This is a genomic window from Chenggangzhangella methanolivorans (genome assembly GCF_019797865.1).
Classification (GTDB): domain Bacteria; phylum Pseudomonadota; class Alphaproteobacteria; order Rhizobiales; family Methylopilaceae; genus Methylopila; species Methylopila methanolivorans.
The window spans coordinates 3,252,044-3,268,577 of record NZ_CP081869.1; the positions used below are offsets into that span (position 1 = coordinate 3,252,044).

The 16,534-nt window shown below is 70.8% G+C and carries 17 protein-coding genes and 2 pseudogenes; 12 read left to right on the plus strand and 7 right to left on the minus strand.

Annotated features, from left to right (window positions below; genetic code table 11):
- Window positions 1-138: 138 nt before the first annotated feature.
- From K6K41_RS17075 to K6K41_RS17100, 6 genes and pseudogenes are all read right to left on the minus strand, one after another.
- Complete coding sequence (locus K6K41_RS17075; RefSeq protein WP_315855231.1) at window positions 139-1,773, minus strand: putative bifunctional diguanylate cyclase/phosphodiesterase; 1,635 nt, start codon at window positions 1,771-1,773, stop codon at window positions 139-141.
- Window positions 1,695-1,958: a hypothetical protein gene (locus K6K41_RS17080; RefSeq protein ID WP_261401508.1), complete on the minus strand. Its 264-nt coding sequence runs from the start codon at window positions 1,956-1,958 to the stop codon at window positions 1,695-1,697. Before K6K41_RS17080 ends, K6K41_RS17075 begins: the two co-directional genes overlap by 79 nt.
- A 189-nt stretch (window positions 1,959-2,147) precedes the next feature.
- The gene (locus K6K41_RS17085) at window positions 2,148-3,101 is read right to left on the minus strand and encodes a choline kinase family protein (protein WP_261401509.1); all 954 of its coding nucleotides are present in this window, start codon (window positions 3,099-3,101) and stop codon (window positions 2,148-2,150) included.
- A gap of 25 nt (window positions 3,102-3,126) precedes the next feature.
- Window positions 3,127-4,065, minus strand: a complete 939-nt coding sequence (locus tag K6K41_RS17090; RefSeq protein WP_261401510.1) for a phosphotransferase family protein — start codon at window positions 4,063-4,065, stop codon at window positions 3,127-3,129.
- Window positions 4,062-4,646 carry a M20/M25/M40 family metallo-hydrolase gene (locus tag K6K41_RS17095; RefSeq protein WP_261401511.1) on the minus strand — a complete coding sequence of 195 codons (585 nt, stop codon included), beginning with the start codon at window positions 4,644-4,646 and terminating at the stop codon, window positions 4,062-4,064. The genes K6K41_RS17090 and K6K41_RS17095 overlap by 4 nt, the downstream gene beginning before the upstream one ends.
- 11 nt (window positions 4,647-4,657) lie before the next feature.
- Window positions 4,658-5,110, minus strand: a pseudogene (locus K6K41_RS17100) (M20/M25/M40 family metallo-hydrolase); the annotation flags it as partial.
- Window positions 5,111-5,698: 588 nt separating this feature from the next.
- On the opposite strand from K6K41_RS17100, the pseudogene K6K41_RS17105 reads away from it, so the two are divergent.
- The 7 genes and pseudogenes from K6K41_RS17105 to K6K41_RS17135 form a co-directional block, all read left to right on the plus strand.
- Window positions 5,699-5,914, plus strand: a pseudogene (locus tag K6K41_RS17105) (FAD-dependent oxidoreductase); the annotation flags it as partial.
- Window positions 5,915-5,973: 59 nt separating this feature from the next.
- Entirely contained in the window at window positions 5,974-7,017 is a 1,044-nt protein-coding gene (locus tag K6K41_RS17110) for a flavin monoamine oxidase family protein (RefSeq protein WP_261401512.1), read from the plus strand.
- A gap of 466 nt (window positions 7,018-7,483) precedes the next feature.
- The gene (locus K6K41_RS17115) at window positions 7,484-8,533 is read left to right on the plus strand and encodes a TRAP transporter substrate-binding protein (RefSeq protein ID WP_261401513.1); all 1,050 of its coding nucleotides are present in this window, start codon (window positions 7,484-7,486) and stop codon (window positions 8,531-8,533) included.
- A gap of 7 nt (window positions 8,534-8,540) precedes the next feature.
- On the plus strand, window positions 8,541-9,083 hold the full coding sequence (locus K6K41_RS17120; RefSeq protein ID WP_261401514.1) for a TRAP transporter small permease subunit: 543 nt from the start codon (window positions 8,541-8,543) through the stop codon (window positions 9,081-9,083).
- Window positions 9,073-10,398 (plus strand): TRAP transporter large permease, encoded by a 1,326-nt coding sequence (locus K6K41_RS17125; RefSeq protein WP_261401515.1) that lies wholly within the window; start codon window positions 9,073-9,075, stop codon window positions 10,396-10,398. Before K6K41_RS17120 ends, K6K41_RS17125 begins: the two co-directional genes overlap by 11 nt.
- Before the next feature lie 172 nt (window positions 10,399-10,570).
- The gene (locus K6K41_RS17130; RefSeq protein ID WP_261401516.1) at window positions 10,571-10,855 is read left to right on the plus strand and encodes an acyl carrier protein; all 285 of its coding nucleotides are present in this window, start codon (window positions 10,571-10,573) and stop codon (window positions 10,853-10,855) included.
- Window positions 10,852-12,048 (plus strand): beta-ketoacyl-[acyl-carrier-protein] synthase family protein, encoded by a 1,197-nt coding sequence (locus K6K41_RS17135; protein WP_261401517.1) that lies wholly within the window; start codon window positions 10,852-10,854, stop codon window positions 12,046-12,048. Before K6K41_RS17130 ends, K6K41_RS17135 begins: the two co-directional genes overlap by 4 nt.
- Here K6K41_RS17135 and K6K41_RS17140 read toward each other — a convergent pair.
- Window positions 12,045-13,235, minus strand: coding sequence for a mitochondrial fission ELM1 family protein (locus K6K41_RS17140; RefSeq protein WP_261401518.1), 1,191 nt, complete (start codon window positions 13,233-13,235; stop codon window positions 12,045-12,047). The two genes, K6K41_RS17135 and K6K41_RS17140, sit on opposite strands and share 4 nt — an antisense overlap.
- Before the next feature lie 191 nt (window positions 13,236-13,426).
- On the opposite strand from K6K41_RS17140, the gene K6K41_RS17145 reads away from it, so the two are divergent.
- From K6K41_RS17145 to K6K41_RS17165, 5 genes are read left to right on the plus strand one after another with little or no spacing between them, the layout of a single operon-like run.
- A complete protein-coding gene (locus tag K6K41_RS17145; RefSeq protein ID WP_261401519.1) occupies window positions 13,427-14,401 on the plus strand; it encodes a D-alanine--D-alanine ligase family protein in 975 nt (324 codons plus the stop codon).
- Window positions 14,398-14,985: a nucleotidyltransferase family protein gene (locus K6K41_RS17150; RefSeq protein WP_261401520.1), complete on the plus strand. Its 588-nt coding sequence runs from the start codon at window positions 14,398-14,400 to the stop codon at window positions 14,983-14,985. Before K6K41_RS17145 ends, K6K41_RS17150 begins: the two co-directional genes overlap by 4 nt.
- A complete protein-coding gene (locus K6K41_RS17155) occupies window positions 14,982-15,254 on the plus strand; it encodes a hypothetical protein (protein WP_261401521.1) in 273 nt (90 codons plus the stop codon). Before K6K41_RS17150 ends, K6K41_RS17155 begins: the two co-directional genes overlap by 4 nt.
- Before the next feature lie 15 nt (window positions 15,255-15,269).
- Window positions 15,270-15,932, plus strand: a complete 663-nt coding sequence (locus K6K41_RS17160; RefSeq protein ID WP_261401522.1) for an ATP-grasp domain-containing protein — start codon at window positions 15,270-15,272, stop codon at window positions 15,930-15,932.
- Window positions 15,839-16,465 (plus strand): sugar-transfer associated ATP-grasp domain-containing protein, encoded by a 627-nt coding sequence (locus K6K41_RS17165; RefSeq protein WP_261401523.1) that lies wholly within the window; start codon window positions 15,839-15,841, stop codon window positions 16,463-16,465. Before K6K41_RS17160 ends, K6K41_RS17165 begins: the two co-directional genes overlap by 94 nt.
- The last annotated feature ends 69 nt before the right edge of the window (window positions 16,466-16,534 follow it).

Consider the following 16,534-nt stretch of genomic DNA (forward strand, 5'->3'; position numbering starts at 1 on the left):
TTCTCAGAGATCGCGGTCTGGCGGTTAACAAGCGTCAGTACGCACCAAATAAGGGCGACGCTCCGGCGTCGCCTTTTTTGTTTCGCCGGCTTTCGACGATCGTTGCGGCGCGGCCGGCGTCCCCGGCGAAAGCCCCGCTCAGCCAGCCGTCAGCCGGGCCGGCGCCGCGTCGGGCAGCGGCTGGCCGCGTTCGCGCAGCCGCTTGGTGGTGAGGTCGAAGTCGCCCGGGCGGGCGTAGAAAAACCCCTGTCCCAGCCGGCAGCCGAGGGCCTCCAGAAGGCGGGCCTGCTCGGCGGTCTCCACGCCCTCCGCCACGATCTTCATGCCAAGCTTGCGGGCGATGTCGATCAGTCCGCCGACGATGGCCGCGCCCGGTCCCCCCTCGCCGAGATCGGCAACGAACGACTTGTCGATCTTGATGATGTCCACGGGGAAGGTCACGAGGTGGGTGAGCGAGGCGTAGCCGGTGCCGAAGTCGTCGAGCGCGACGAGCAGGCCGCGGGCGCGCAGCGCCTTCACGGCCTCGCCCACCAGATTGTCCTTCTTGCCGAGATAGACGAGCTCGGTCACCTCGAGGATCACGTGCCTCAGCGGCACGCCGTAGCGTTCGAACACGCCGGAGATGCGCTTCTCCAGCGCGCCGACATGGAAGTCGCCGGCGCTCACGTTCACCCCGACATGCTGGAAGTTGACGCCGTCGTCGAGCCAGCTTCGGATCGCGCGGGCGACCTGGGTCAGCATGCGTTCGGTGAGCAGCGTCGCGGCGACGCCGTCGGTCATGGCGAGCTGGAACGGCGCCTCGGCCATGCGCGCGCCGTCGCGGCCGAACACGCGGCAGAGCGCCTCGAGGCCGATGAAGTCCCCGGTGTCGAGCCGCGCGATCGGCTGGAAATACGCCTCGACGCGGTCCTCGTCGAGCGCCTCGCGGACGTCGCGGATGGCCTGGAGGCGGCGCGCGGCGGCGTCGCCGAGCCCCTCGGTGAAGCGCGCGAAGCCGCCGCGATGGGCGTCCTTGGCGTGATAGAGCGCGATGTCGGCCTTCTGGCGGAGGCTCTCGACCGTTGCGCCGTCCTCGCCGAGCACCGCGCCGCCGACCGTGACGGCGAGCCGGTGCGGGCGGCCGCCGCAGAGCGCCTGCGGCTGCATCGCCTCGAGCAGGCGGTCGGCGACCCAGGGCATCGCCTCGGCGACGTTGGCCCCGCGCAGCACGACCGCGAATTCGTCGCCGCTGATGCGGTAGGCGCCGTCCGGCGCGGTCTCGCCGATGCGGCGGCCGATCTCGCGCAAGAGGTCGTCGCCGGCGGCGTGGCCCAAAGTGTCGTTGACGATCTTCAGGCGGTCGACGTCGATCAGCAGCAGCCCGGCGCCGCCGGTTCCCTCGAGCGCCTCGAGCGCGATGTCGAAGCTCGCGCGGTTTCCGAGGCCGGTCAGCGTGTCGAAATAGGCCAGGCGATGGATCTCGCGCTCGGCCTCGTGCCGCTCGATCGCGATGGCGCAGAGATCGACGCAGGTCTCGACCACCTGCTCCTCGTCCTCGTTGGGGCCGCGCCTGGTGCGGAAATAGAACGCGAAGGTGCCGAGCGTCTCGCCCTGCGTCCCCAGGATCGGGCAGGACCAGCAGGCCTGAAGGCCGAGCGGCAAGGCGAGATGCCGATAGCGCTCCCACAGCGGGTCGGTCGCGATGTCGACGACGGTCACCGGCTCGCGGCGATAGGCGGCGGCGCCGCAGGATCCGACGTCGGGCCGATCGCGACGCCCTCGATCGCGTCGCAGAAGGCGGCGGGCAGGCTCGGCGCGGCGAGCCCGCGAAGCCGGCCGTCAGGGTCGATCAGAAGGATGGAGCAGATCGAGCTCGGCGCGAGGCGTTCGGCCTCTTCGCAGATGCGCCGCGCGGTTTCGGCAAGCGGCGACCCGCGGGCGATCATCTCCAGTATCTGCTTCTGCAGGTTCAGAAACATGCGGCCGCGCTGACGAGAGCGCCCGACGACCGGGCGGCCTTTCGTGGGTCCGGCTTCGGAGAAGGGCGCCGGATGAGCGAACGTTACGCCGTACGATTATTTTGGAAAGCTTTCCAATTACGTTACCACACACGCAGAAAGTGTTGCATATGTGCCTGCAAGGCAGGACGTGGGTGCCGGAGGTGGTCGTCACACGCGCCGCAGCCAGGACGCCCAGTCGGGGTGATGGAACACTGCGCGGGCGCGCATGTATTTCCACATGCCGTATTTGTAGTAGTCGAAGTCGAGCGTCGAGACCGCGTCCTGGATCATCGCCCAGGTCGACCACTTCAGGTCGCCGAGCGCCTTCAGCACATTGACGCGCGCGTCGATCGCCGGCGTCCAGGCCCCGAAATAGGCCTCGGTCAGCTCGCGCTCGATCGCCTCCGGAAACGCCATCTCGTCGAACCAGAGCGCGAGCTCGTAGGCCCGCTCGTTGTTGGAGGCGTACTCGAAGTCGACCAGCAGCACGCGGTCGTCGCCGTCGATCATGAAATTGCCCGCCAGCGTGTCGTTCATGCAGGGAACGAGGTCGAGGCCGGAGGCGGTGAGCGCGGCTCTCGCCTCCTCCAGGCGGCGCATCAGGAAAGGCTGGTCGGCGGGAAGGCGCCCGCCCACCATCGCCACCTGCTCCACATGTTCGTCGATCATGTCGAACACGGTCTTGGTGAGGCCGAGCGCGGGAGAGTCGTTGAAGGCGCGCAGCGCCGTCACGGCGTTTTGGCGCACCGCGGGGCGCAGGAAATCGAGATTGGTGGAGGCGCGGAAGCCCTCCACGAAGGCGAAGATCTCGACGCCGGGGCCGGGCAGGAAGTCGACGACCTCGACCCCGAAGCCGCAGGCGTGGGCGCGGCGGCTGGCGTCGTTGGCGGCTCCGCGCTCGATGAACATGTCGGTGCCGCGGCCCGGCACTTTCAGGAAGTAGTCGCCGCCCGCGCCCTCGACGCCGATGCGCCAGTTGGTGTTGCTGATGCCGCCCGAGACCGGTCGGTAGCGCAGCGCCGCGCCGCGCCAGCGCTCGACCTGGGCCAGCACGCCTTCGAGCGCGCGCTCGGAGTCGGTCGCGGCCTCGCCGGGACGTTTCCAGTTGGCGGCTGCGCTCATCGGCCTGTCCCGTTCCCCGTCCGCGTCACAGCCGCCGCAGCCATTCCTCGAAGCCCCGCTCGCCGAGCGTCGCCCGGGCGTGCGAGAGCCGCCACGTGCCGTATTTGTAGAACTCGATCCCGGGCCGCTTCGAGCCGACGGCGCGCACGATCCCCCAGAGCCCCCACATGACGTCGTCGACGGCGCCGTAGAGCCGGCAGCGATTGTAGATCCGCTCGACGCAGGCGCCCGCATAGGCCTCGATGGCGGCGCGGCGCTCGGCCTCGAAGCGGCAGGCCTCGTTGATGAGCGCCCCGACGTCGAACCACGGGTCGTTGTCGCCGGCGAGATCGAAATCGACGAGCCGCACGCGATCGCCCGCGGGGCCGTCGCGCAGCATCACGTTCGAGGCGACGCCGTCATTGTGGCAGAAGGCGAGGTCGACGCCCGCCGCCGCGATCGCCGCGCCCGCGAGATCGCAGGCCGCCGCCATCTCGGCCGCGCCGTCGGGCAGGGGCGCGCCAAGCGCCGCGGCTTCGGCGGCGAGCGCGCGCACGCGCTCGAACGGATCGAAGCGCCAGCCGATCGGCGAGGCCGCGTGCAGGCGCCGCTTCGCCGCGAGCGTCTCCGAGAGGAGTTCGACGTCCTGAAGGTCGCCGACCCGGGCGTAGCGCCAAAGCGGGGCGAGAAACTCTGTCGCGAGCGCGCCCTCGGCCGTCGCGACGACGTTCGGCGCGACGCCGGCTTCGGCGGCCCGCGCGGCGGCCTCGGCCGCGACCGGCGAGACGTCGGCGGCGCAGTCGGCGTGCCGGATCTTGAGGAAGACGGGCGATGCGTCCCGCGGGTCGAGCCGGACGCAGTCCGAGACGGTGGCGCGATGCGTCGGCGAGGCGACGGGCGCGGCCGCGAGCTCGAAGCCCGCGATCTCGCCGAGGCCCGGAAGGCGCGCGACCGCGGCCCCGACGCGCTCTTCGAGCCCCGTCACGCCGCAAGCCCCTGCTGATCGAGCGCGCGCTCGGGCGAGCCGGCGGCCCGGCAGAGCCGCGCGGCGGCCTCGAGGCAGACGGAAAAGCCCGTCTCGACGTCCTTGGGGGCGGTGAACTCAGCCTCGTTGTGCGCGATCCCGCCGGCGCTCGGCACGAAGACGAGCCCGGTCGGGCAATGGCCGAGCAGGCTGATCGCGTCGTGGCCCGCGACCGTGTCGAGGCGAAGGCTCGGCGCGCCGAGCGCTGCGGCCGAGGCCTCGACGAGGTCGCTGACGGCCGCCGGCATCGGGCGGATGGCGCGCTCGTTGCGGACCACCGAGGCGACCTCGACGGCGGCGCGTTCGGCGGCCGTCGCGATCGCGGCGTCGGCCAGCGCGCTCGCCTCAGCCAACACGCCGTCGTCGTTCGAGCGGATCTCGAGCGAGAGCCGCGTCTCGCACGGCACCACATTGGCGGAGTTCGGCGCGACCACGAGACGCCCGACCGAGGAATGGACCTTGCCCGGCCAGCGGTCCGCGATCGCGCGGGCCTCGACGATGAGGTGGGAGGCGGCGAGCAGCGCGTCGCGGCGAAGCCCCATCGGCAGGGCCCGGTGTGGGCCTGCTCGCCCTTGTACGTCACGTCGAACTTGGTCGCGCCCCAGTTCCGCGTGACGACGCCGACCGCGACGCCCGCCTGCTCCAGCGTGACGCCCTGCTCGACATGGAGCTCGAGATAGCAGGCGGGAAGCGGCGGGGCCTGGTCGCCGCCGTTCCGGCCGATCGCCGAGAGCGCGTCGCGCAGCGTGACGCCGTCGTCGTCGAGCGCCGCCAGCGCCTCGTCGGCTGTGTGGCGTCCGACATAGACGCCGCTGCCGAGCAGGCTCGGGCGGAAGCGCGCGCCTTCCTCGTTGGTCCAGTTCACGGCGCAGAAGTCGGCGGAAAAGCGCGCGCCCTCGCGCTTCAGGCGCATCAGCGCCGCGCCGACATGGACCGCGGCCGCGACCCCGAGCGCGCCGTCGAAGCGGCCGCCGTTCGGCTGGCTGTCAAGATGCGAGCCCATCATCACGAGCGGCGCGTCCGGCGCCTCGGCGAGGCGAAAGAGCCCGAACTGGTTGCCCACGGCGTCGGTGCGGGTCTGCGCGCCGGCCGCGTTCAGCGCCGCCTCGAGCACGTCCCGCGCCGCGCCGTCGGCCGCGCTCGCGCAAGGCCGGTGGACGCCGCCTGCGGCGGTCGCGCCGCAGGCCGCGAAGGCGTCGAACAGGGAGGGATCAGAAATCGCCAAGAATCCTTTTCAAACCCTGGGTCGAAAAACAAGTTAAATGCCTGTCATGGATGTATAAATTCCGGCCGAACCTTAGCCGGGCGGTCGCGCGGCCGCAATTGCGTTGCGGCGCCGCAGCATCGGCGGCGCCGACGGCGAGGTAGTCGGCGGCCGCGCAGACTTTCTTAAATCCCGCGCATGCATCTTCCGGCGGTCGCGTTCGATCCCGGATCTCCAGTCATGTCTCCTGTCCAGCCGCCGCGAGCGGTCCTTTCCCGCCGCGGGCTCCTCGCGGGCTCCGCAGCCGCCGCCGCCGCCGCGCCCCTGGCCTCGCCGGTCGTCGCGCAGAGCCGGACGGGCGCGCGCGAGATCCTGATCCTGGGCGCCGGCATGGCGGGCCTCACCGCCGCGATCTCGCTTCAGCGCCGCGGCCACAAGGTGACGCTGCTCGAGCGCCAGAACCGCATCGGCGGTCGCCTGCTCTCGGTCCCGCTCGGCGACGGCATGTTCACCGAGGCCGGCGGCGGCCACTTCCGCTCCAACATGCCGCTGGTGCTGGACTATGTGCGGCACTTCAACCTGCCGCTGCTCAGCCTCAACGACGGCCTGCCGCTCTACATGGTCGACGGCAAGCAGGCGAAGTCCGCCAACCTCGCCGACTGGCCGTGGCGGCTGAACCCGTCCGAGCGCAACGTCTCGATCGCCTCGAGCCTCAACCAGTATCTGTTCCGTGCGGGCCTCGACACCCAGACGGTGCTCGACGCCGCCTGGCCGAACCCCGACGTGCTCGAGAAGCTCGACAACATCGTGCTCGGCGACCTGCTGCGCGCTACGTCGGCGCTTCGGACGACTTCTGCAAGCTGCTCGGCGCCCATGGCGGCACCTTCACGCCCTCGTCCCAGGCGCTCGGCATCGTGGCCGACCTCGCCTACCACTTCGGCGACCAGAACGTGTTCCGCATCCGCGGCGGCAACAACCGCCTGCCGCTCGCCATGGCGGCCGCGATCGGGCCGGACAAGATCGTGCTGAACGCTCAGGTGGCCGAGATCGACCAGAGCGGCGACCGCGTGCGCGTCAGCACTGCGGACGGCAAGCAGTTCGAGGGCGACGCGATCGTCTCCACCATCCCGTTCAGCGTGATGGACGAGATCGCGGTCAAGCCCGGCTGGTCGGCCGGCAAGGCGCGCATGTTCGCCGAGATGGAGTGGGACAAGACGGTGAAGATCATCGTCAAGACCAAGTCGCCGTCCTGGCTCGCGCAGACCGTCCGCGGCTGGCCGATGGCCGGCGGCGACCGGCCGTGGGAGCGCTTCATCGACATCACCGGCAACGAGCCGGGCGGCCACGGCAGCGGCTTCTTCTATCTGAACGGCGACAACGCCGACGCGGTGCTGGCGCTGCCGCGCGCCGAGCGCGGCCCGCGCATCGTGAGCCAGTTCGAGAAGGACGCGCCGGGTCTCCTCGGCGAGGTGGTCAGCGTCAGCGACTTCGCCTGGAGCGAGCAGCCCTGGATCAAGGGCTCGTTCGGCGGCCCGCCCATCGGCGGCGGCTGGATGATCCGCGAATGGACGCAGCCGGAAGGACGCATCCATTTCGCCGGCGACTTCACCACGCTCAAGACCGGCTGGGTCGAGGGCGCGATCGAGTCCGGCCTGCGCGCGGCCCGTCAGATCGACCCGTCGGCCGAGCAGCTCAGCGGCGGCCGCTGAGGCGGCCTGTTCGGCCGGGCGGGCGGATCTCCGCCTTCCCGGCCGCGCGGCTTCGCCTGGCCTTGCTCCCCCGGGCTGTGCTCCGGCGCCTCGGGGGATGACGGAGCGGCCCTGGCTCGCAGGCCCGCTTCCGCGCTTCGTCGCCATCGACCCTCGGCCGGGCCGTCTCGACCCGGACGCCGTCGAGGCCGCGATCAGGTCCGCGCACGGCCGCGCCTGCGCGCCACGTTCCAGACGAACGCGATCGATCTCGCCGATCCGGAGTTCTCCCCAGCGCGACCCGCACCCGTCCGCCTCGCCGACGGCGCGACCGGGCGATCCCGAAAGCGTGAGCCGCTCACCCGATCGGGGTGGCATGCCACTTGCTGGTGGCGCTTGGCAATGTGATCTGCGCCGCCGTCGGGGGCGGCCAAGCGAGGCAGCAATGGATCGTCGTAAAGTCTTGTCCGCGGGCGCGCTCGGCGCCGTGGCGTCCCTCGCAGCGCCGGCGGTCGCCCGCGCCCAGCAGACCTTCTCCTGGAAGATGACCAACGCCTACGGCCCGGGCGCGCCGTTCTACGTGACCGGCCCCGGCTCGCCGACGCATTTCTGCGAGCTGGTGAAGCAGATGTCGGGAGGGCGCCTGACCATCCAGCACTTCGCCGCCGGCGAGCTCATCCCGGCGCTCGAGGGCTTCGACGCCTGCTCGGCCGGCACGGTCGAGATGAACGCGGCGAACTCATACTTTTGGGCAGGAAAGGTGCCGGCCGCCCAGTTCTTCACCACGGTTCCGTTCGGGCTCAACTTCCAGGGGCAGACCGCGTGGATCCTGCACGGCGGAGGGCTCGCGCTGTGGGAGGAGCTCTACAAGCCCTTCAACCTCGTCCCCATGCCGATGGGCAACACCGGCGTGCAGATGACCGGCTGGTTCCGCAAGCCGATCGAGAAGCTCGAGGACTTCAAGGGCCTCAAGATGCGCATCGCGGGCCTTGCGGGGAAGGTCTACGCCCAGCTCGGCGTCGACGTGAAGCTGCTGCCCGCGGGCGAGATCTTCCCGGCGCTGGAACGCGGCGTGATCGACGCGGCCGAGTTCGTCGGCCCGTTCCAGGACCGTCGCCTCGGCCTCCAGAAGGCGGCGAAGTATTACTACACCACCGGCTGGCACGAGCCGAACAACGTCACCGAGCTCGTGGTGAACCAGGCCGCCTGGGACTCGCTGCCCGACGACCTGAAGGCGATCGTCCGCTCGGCGGCCTACGCCTGCAACACGATCAGCCAGACCTGGTGCGAGGCGACCAACTCGGACGCGCTCGACGACCTCGTCAAGAACCAGGGCGTCATCGCCCAGCCGCTGCCCAAGGACGTGGTCGAGGGCCTGCGCGGCGTCACCAAGAAGACGCTCGAGGGCCTCGCCGCCTCCGATCCGAAGATCAAGAAGGTCTATGACTCGTTCCTGGCCTTCAAGGCCAAGCACGACGCCTGGGCCGGCGTCTCGGAGGCCGTCTATCAGGACCAGATCCGCGTCGGCGGCGTCTGATCCTCACATGCCCGAGCTTCTGGAAAAATGGGCCCGGGGCCTTGACGCCGTCGTCGAGGTTCTGGGCCGCGTCGCGGCGTGGACGGGCCTTGCGCTCGTCCTCGTCATGGCGGGCAACGTCGTGGCCCGCTACCTGTTCAAAGTGGGGTCGGTCGCCACGCAGGAGCTTGAATGGCACCTGATGGCGCCGCTGACGCTGCTGTGCATCGCCTACGCGATCAAGCATGACGGGCACGTCCGCGTCGACGTGCTCTATTCGCGCCTGCCCGAGATGGCGCGCCGTCTCATCGACCTGTTCTCGGCGCTCTGCGCGCTCGCGCTCGCGGTGATCGTGGTCAAGATCTCGATCCCCTACGTCATGCAATCCTACCGCATTGGCGAAGGCTCTCCGGACCCCGGCGGGCTGCCCTATCGCTGGATTATCAAGGCCATGATCCCGGCGGGCTTCGTCCTGTTCGGCGTTCAGAGCCTGGGCGCGGTTCTGCGCGCGCTGAAGCCGTTCTTCGGCGGTCGCGACGGTCTCAAGACGGCGTCGATCAATGCCGGTTAACGAGATCCTCGCGATCGCCTGCATCGCATCCTTCTTCGTGCTCCTGTTCGTCGGCGTGCCGGTCGCGCTGACGCTCGCCATCTCCGGCTTCGTGTTCGGCTGGATCGGCTTTGGGACGGGCCTCTTCAACCTCTTGCCGGCGCGCATCTACGGCGTGACCGCGAACTACACGCTGATCGCCATCCCGCTCTTCGTCTTCATGGGGGTCATGCTCGAGAAATCGCGCATGGCCGACGAGTTGATGGAGGTGATCGGCTATCTGGCCGGCGGCCTTCGCGGCGGCATGGGGCTCGGCATCGTGCTGGTCGGCGCGCTGATGGGCGCGACCACGGGCATCGTGGGCGCCACCATCGTGACGCTCGGCCTCCTCACGCTCCCGACGCTGCTGCGCCGCGGATACGACAAGCAACTGTCCTGCGGGGCGATCTGCGCGTCGGGCTCTCTCGGCCAGCTCATCCCGCCATCGACGGTCATCATCCTGCTCGCCGACATCATGGGAGAGTCGGTCGGCACGCTGTTCGCCGCGGCCGTCTTCCCCGGCCTGCTGCTGACCGCGATCCTCGGCGGCTACATCTTGCTCGTCGGCGTGTTCAAGCCAGAGATGGCGCCCGCCATTCCGCTCGCCGAACGCCAGGCGATGCCGCGAAAGGAGCTGCTGAAGAAGACGCTGAAGGTCGGCGTGCCGCCGATCGCGCTGGTGCTTGCGGTGCTCGGCTCGATCATCGGCGGCGTCGCGGCGCCGACCGAGGCCGCCTCGATGGGCGCGGTGGGCTCGATCATCGTGGCCGCGGTCGCCGGACGGCTGACGATGAAGACGCTCGTGGACGTGGTGAACTCCACCGCGCGCATCACCGCCACGATGTTCTTCATCCTGATCTGCTCGCAGGTGTTCGCGCTCGCCTTCCGCGGGCTCGGCGGCGAGAAGCTCGTCCACGACGCCTTCGAGCTCGTTCCGGGCGGGGCCACCGGCATGCTGATCTTCATGCTGGCGATCATCTTCGTGCTCGGCTTCTTCATCGAGTGGATCGAGATCAGCTACATCGTCGTGCCGATGTTCCTGCCGCTGATGCTCGCCGACGGCGTCAACATCGTCTGGGCCGCCTCCCTCATCGCGGTGGTGCTCCAGACCTCGTTCCTGACGCCGCCCTTCGGCTGGGCGCTGTTCTACCTCCGGGGCGTCGCGCCCCCGGAGGTGACGACGCTCGACATCTACAAGGGCGTCGTGCCGTTCATCGGCCTCCAGCTCATCGCGCTCGTGCTGGTGTTCGCCTTCCCCGGCATCGCCACATGGCTGCCGACGGCGATCGGCTGGTGAGCGACCGCGAGATCCGGGCGGCGTTCGCCCGGATCTCTCGATCCGAAAGGCGTCCGCCACCCTCCAACCTTCCTGCTTGCTTTCCGCCAAGGCCGCTGAGACAGTTGTTCCCGGAGAAATTGTGTCCGCCGCCGAAAGCTTAGGAGGCGGCCGCTTGCGGTGCGAGGGGGACATGTCCGCGCAAGTCGAAGGGACGCCCGTCGACCGGGACGCCGTGCGGGACGGCGTGATCGACATCATCCGGGGCTACGCCAAGGTCAAGGAGCTCAGCGCCGCGACCCAACTCGACAAGATCGGCGTCGATTCCTTCGACTTCGTCGAAATCGTCTTCAAGATCGAAGAGAAATACGGCGTCGAGATCGACTACAACGCGAACGCGAGCTTCTCGGACATCAGCACCGTGGGGCTGCTCGCGGACAAGGTCGTGGCGCTCGTCGAGGCCAAGAAGACCGCGTGACGCGCATCCTCGTCACAGGCGTCGGCGTCATGTCGGCTGCCGGGCTCGACGCCGGCCGGTTCTGGTCGTCGTTGATCTCGGCGAGGCCGACGTTCCGCGAGGCCTCGGGCGCGCCCGGGAGCGGGGTCTTGGTCGCCGAGATCCTCGATCCGGAGCCGTTCCAGCATCTCGGCGTCAATCTCGCGGCCTGCGACCGCAGCGCGCTGCTGGCCGTCGGCGCGGCGCGCGAGGCGCTGGCCGACGCCGGCTTTTCGGGGCCGTTCGAGCGGCCGGACCGCGTCGCGGCGATCATCGGCTGCGGCGGCGGCGGCATCATGAGCGTCGAGGAGCAATACGCCCGCCGCTCCGCCGATCCCTCCGCGCGGCCACATCCGCGCACCGTGTCGAAGGTGATGGTGAGCTCCTCGGCGAGCTGGGTGTCGATGACCACGGGCGCGCGCGGGCCCTGCTTCGTCACCTCGAGCGCCTGCGCCTCCGCCACCCACGCGATCGGCGTTGCGCTCCAGCTTCTGCGGGCCGGCGTCGCCGACGTCGCGATCGCGGGCGGGACCGAGGCGCCGCTGTCGCTTGGCTGCCTCAACTCCTGGGAGGCCATGAAGATCATGACCTCGACCGCCTGCAGACCGTTCGCGCGCGGGCGCGACGGGCTGATGCTGGGCGAAGGCGCGGGCGCGATCATCCTGGAGACCGAGGCGCATGCGCGCCGCCGCGGCGCGGAGGCCGCGATCGAGCTCGCGGGCTACGGCGCGACCGCCGACGCCGGCAGCCTGCTCGCGCCGAGCGTCGAGGGCATGACGGCGGCGATGCGGCTCGCGATCGAGGATGGCGGGCTCGACGCAGGCGAGATCGCCTATGTGAACGCCCACGGCACCGGAACGGCCGCCAACGACGTCGCCGAGGCCGAGGCGCTAAACGCGCTGTTCGGCGCCGGGCGCGTTCCGCCGGTCTCCTCGATCAAGGGCGTGACCGGCCATTCGCTCGGCGCCGCCGGCGCGATCGAGGCGGTGGCGACGGTGCTGGCGATGCGGCGCTCCGTCGCCCCGCCGACCGCGAATTTCGACGCGCCCGACCCGCGCTGCGACATCGACTGCGTCCCCAACGTCGCGCGCGAGATGGCGATCCCGGCCGCTCTGTCGAACTCCTTCGCGTTCGGCGGGCTGAACGCCGCGCTCGCCTTCCGCGCCCTCGGCTAGCGCCGCCAGGCGAGACCGCCCGCAGCCGTCATGCCCGGCGGAGCCGGGCATCCACGACTTTCTGGGATCGCCGGGCGCGACGCCGAAGTCGTGGATACCCGCGCCAAGAGCGCGGGCATGACGCGGTGGTTCTCTCGGAGCTCAGCGCGCTTGCGCCGCCAGCCTGCGGGCGAGCGCCGCGGCGGCGGCGAGCTCCGCCTCGATCCGCGCCGGGGCGGACCCGTCGAGCCAGCCGCCGGGTCTTCAGCGCGCTCATATGCGCGCGGATCTCGCGCCCGGAATCGATGAGGCCGGCGGCGGCCGCGGCGGTCGAGGCCGATCGCGCCGAGCGCGCTGCGCAGCAGACCGGAGCCGTCGCGCCGGGGCGTGAGCGAAAAGAATTCGACCGGACGCCCGGTCGCAGCGGCGTCGGCCGCCATCGAGACGCTGTCCTCGGTGACGATCGCGGCGTCGGCGGCCGCGAGGAAGTCGCGGTAGCGGTTCGGGTCCTCGCCGAAGATCGAGACCAGCCGGTCGCCCGAGGGCGGGATCGCGGCTTTGAGCGCCTCCGCCGCCGCGGCGCTGGTGCGCGGCGAGGTCGCGACCATCAGGGCGCCGCCGTCGTCGCGCTGGCGCTCGAGCGCGCGCCGGGCGAGCGCCGCGGCCTCCGCGGGGCCGAAACGCAGTCCCGCGGCGTCTCCGCCCGCGGCGACGAGCAGCCTCGGGCGCGCAAGCGCGGCGAGGTCGCCGGGGTCTCCCGCCGCTTCGGCGCGCGGCGGCGTCAATGGAAACAGGTTGACGACGACGTTCGGACCCGGAGGCTGGCCGTATTGCGGCGTGGTGAGGACCGCGTCGAACCACGCGCCCGGTGCCCAGCTGCGGCCAAGATGCAGGAGCCGGCTGCCTCGCCGCGCCTTGAGCCAGAGCGCGGCCGGCGCGGACCGTTTGCCGGCTGCGATCACGAGGTCCGGCGGCGGCGCGGCGCGCAGCGCGTCCTGCGTCGCGGCGTCGTAGGAGAACAGCGATCCTGTCCGCCTGAGATTGGGCAGCGCCTCGAGCCCCTTGCGCAACTCAAGACGCTTGACGACGACCGGCAGCCCGGTGGCGGCTGCGAGCGTCTCGATCTGCGCGTTGTCGCCCGGCCGCCTCGCGAGCAGCGCCCAGACGACCGGCGCGGCTTGGGCGGCGGGACGGAATGCTTGGAACATCTGCGTGATAAATCAGGTGAACCGAAGACCTATGCCGATTCTGGTGACAGGAAAGCGACAGGTCGGTGACGATCCAAAGGGTTGATCGTCTCTAAACTGTCGCGGCGCACGTCTAAGCTTGCATCCATGCTGAACCGTCTCACACACGCGCCCCCCGCATCGCCCAGTCCGACAAGGATCGGCTGCGCGTCATGCTGCTCGCCAAGCACGCCGCGAGCACAGGCGCGCCCGATCAGGTCGACGGCAACCACGCCATCTACCACCATGAGCTCCGCACGACGCTCGAGGCGATCGGCCTGGACGTTACGCCGGCTCAGGACTTCTCTTCCGTCGAGGGCGAGGTCAGGGCCGACTTCGTGTTCACGCTGCTGAACCGCGCCGGTTTCCAGAACTCCGAGATGCTGGCCCCGCTGCTGCTCGCGCGCCGCGGCGTGCCGTTCCTCGGCGCGAGCCCGATCATCCGGGGCCTCGCCGACGACAAGCATCTCAGCAAGGTCGTGGCCGCGCGCCACGGCGTGCCGACAGCGCGCTGGATCTCGTGCCGCCTCGGCCAGCCGGTCGTCGAGCCCGGCTTCCGCGCCGAGCGTCTGGTCGTGAAGCCCAACGCCTCCTCAGCCTCCTGGGGCGTGAAGATCGTCGACGACTGGGCCTCGGCCCGCGAGCATGTCGAGCGTCTGCACGCGCTCGGCCACGACGTGGTGGTGGAGGAGTATCATCCGATCCTCGACGTCGCCGTGCCGGTGATCGGCGGCGATGGGCCCGAGCCGTGGCTGCTGCCGCCGATGGCGCACACGCCCGAGACGCCGGGCGAGCTCCGCTCCTATGAAGAGAAGCGCGCGCTTGTGCCGACGCTCGCCGGGTCCGATCCGCTGTCGGTGGTCGAGGACCGCGACGTCGTCGAGCGCCTCAACGACTATTCCCGCCGGCTCTGCGCCGAGCTCTGGCCGTTCGACTACGGGCGCTTCGAGTTCCGCTTCGATCCGAAATCCGGCGCGATCAGCTTCATGGAAGTGAACCTGTCCTGCAATCTGTGGTCCCGGAAGAGCATCTCGCGCTCGGCCGCCAGCATCGGGATGGACCACGCCACGCTCGTCGAATCGATCGTCGCCCACAGCATGCGCCGGCAGGGCGTCATCTCCGCCGCGCTGATGGAACGGGCGGCGTGACCGAGGTCCCTGCAGGGCGGCCGCTCACCGTCCTCCTGCTCGCCGGCCAGCGCGAGGGCCGCGTCGATCCGCTCGCCGAGGCCACGGGCGTCACGTTGAAGGCCATGGTTCCGGTCGCGGGCTGCCCGATGCTGCTCCACGCGCTGACGACGCTCGCCAAGACCCCGACGGTCGGCCGGATCGTGGTTTCGATCAACGCTGGTTCGGGAATCGAGTCCCTGCCCGAGGTCGCGGCGCTCATCCGCGACGGCCGGCTCGACATCCGCGACGCGCGTCCGAACCTCGTCGACAGCGTGTTCTTCGCGCTCGAGGGCCAGGAGTTCCCGGTCCTGATCACCACCGCCGACAACGTGCTGCTGACGCCCGCCACGGTCCGCGAGATCGACGGCGCGGCGCGCGCCCGCGGCGCCGACGTCGCGGTCGCGCTCGCCGGCGCGAGGACGTGCTCGCCGCCCATCCGGACGGCCAGCGCCGGTTCTACCGCTTCGGCTGCGGCTACTACTCCAACTGCAACAGCTACTGGATCGGCGCGCGCTCGGCGCTCGCGCCCGCGGAGCTGTTCCGCACCGGCGGGCAGTTCGTGAAGCATCCGAGCCGCGTCATCGGCGCGCTCGGCGTCGCGGGGCTGTTCGAGCTGGTGCGCTTCCGCTTCGGCCTCGGCACGCTCGAGCAGGGCTGCGCGCGGCTGTCGAAGCGCTTCGGCCTCGACATCCGCCCCGTGGTGGTGAGCGACGGCGCGACCGCGATCGACGTCGACGCCGAACGCAGCCTGAAGGTCGCCGAAGAGGTCATCGCCCGCCGCCGCGCCGCGACCGACGAGACCGCTTCCCGCCGCGCGCCCGCCGCGGCCTGACGGGCGCCTGCCGCCGTGCTGACGCTTCGCGTGATTCCTCCGCGGCTGCTGTTCGCCAAGCCGCGAGGCTCCGCCGACGCCGATCTCGCAGCCCTCTATTTCGAAGCTCTCCGCCGCCATTGGTCCGCCTCCGACCGCGCGCTCGCGCTTGCTCTGTCGGCCGCCGCCGCGCTCGCGAACCTTCCGGCGCTCGGCCGAAACGGCGCCTGGGCGAATGGCTGGAACGCGGCCGAAGAGGCGCTGCTGGAGCCCGGGCTCGACCGGCGCGCGCATCTCTCAATGGCGGCGCGCAAGGGCGTGCACCGGCTGATCAATCCCGGCGCGTTTCCGCTGGCGCAAAACCCGCTCAAGAACAAGCGCCTGTTCGCCGCCCGTTGCCGGCAGGCCGGGCTCGCCGTCCCGGAGCAGTTCGACGGCCCTTCCGATGCGCTTGCGCCTTGGCTCGACGGGCTGAGCGCATTTCTGGCCAAGCCCAATTACGCCTCGAAGGGGCAGGGCATTCTGGGCTTTCGCCGCGAGCGCGGCGGCTGGCTGCGCGACGGCGACCGATCGGCGCCGCCGAGGCGATCGCGGGCGCGACGGAGATGCTTTCCCGCGGCGGCGTGCTGCAACGCGCGTGCCTCGCGCATCCCGATCTCCATGATCTCTCCCCCGGCGCGCTGCCGACGCTTCGGGTGATGACCGCGATCGACGAGGCCGGCCGGGCCGAGGTCTGCGACCGCGTCATCCGCCTCTCGGCCGGCGGCCCGCGCGCGGTCGACAATTTCAACGCCGGCAACATCGTGGCGGGCCTCGACGAAGACGGCCGCATCGCCCGCGCGTTCCGCCGCGCGGGGGGGCGCGTGGTCGAGGTGGAGCGCCATCCGTCGACCGGCGCGGTGCTGAAGGGCCGCCGCCCGCCCGACCTCGACGCCGCGCTTGCGCTCGCGTCGCGCGCCCATGAGGCGTTCCGGCATGGGTTTTCGGTGATCGGCTGGGACGTCGGGCTTTCGGAGACCGGCCCGGTGCTGATCGAGGGCAACTGGAGCCCGGGCTCCGACATCCTGGCGCTGGTGTTCGGAAGGGCGCTCGGGGACACGCGGCTCGGGGCGCTCTACCGGCATCATCTCGGCGCGGCGTCTCCCGAGGCATGGCGGGCGGCGAAACCCATTGAGGGCGAGCCGCGGGGCCAAGAGCCGGCGCTGGTGGAACGCGCGGCTCTGTCGGTCTGAGCGCAGGAACCGCGCCCTTGTCCCGGCCTTGAGCCGGGACCCAGAGCCGACGCCGTTTCCGAAAGTCGC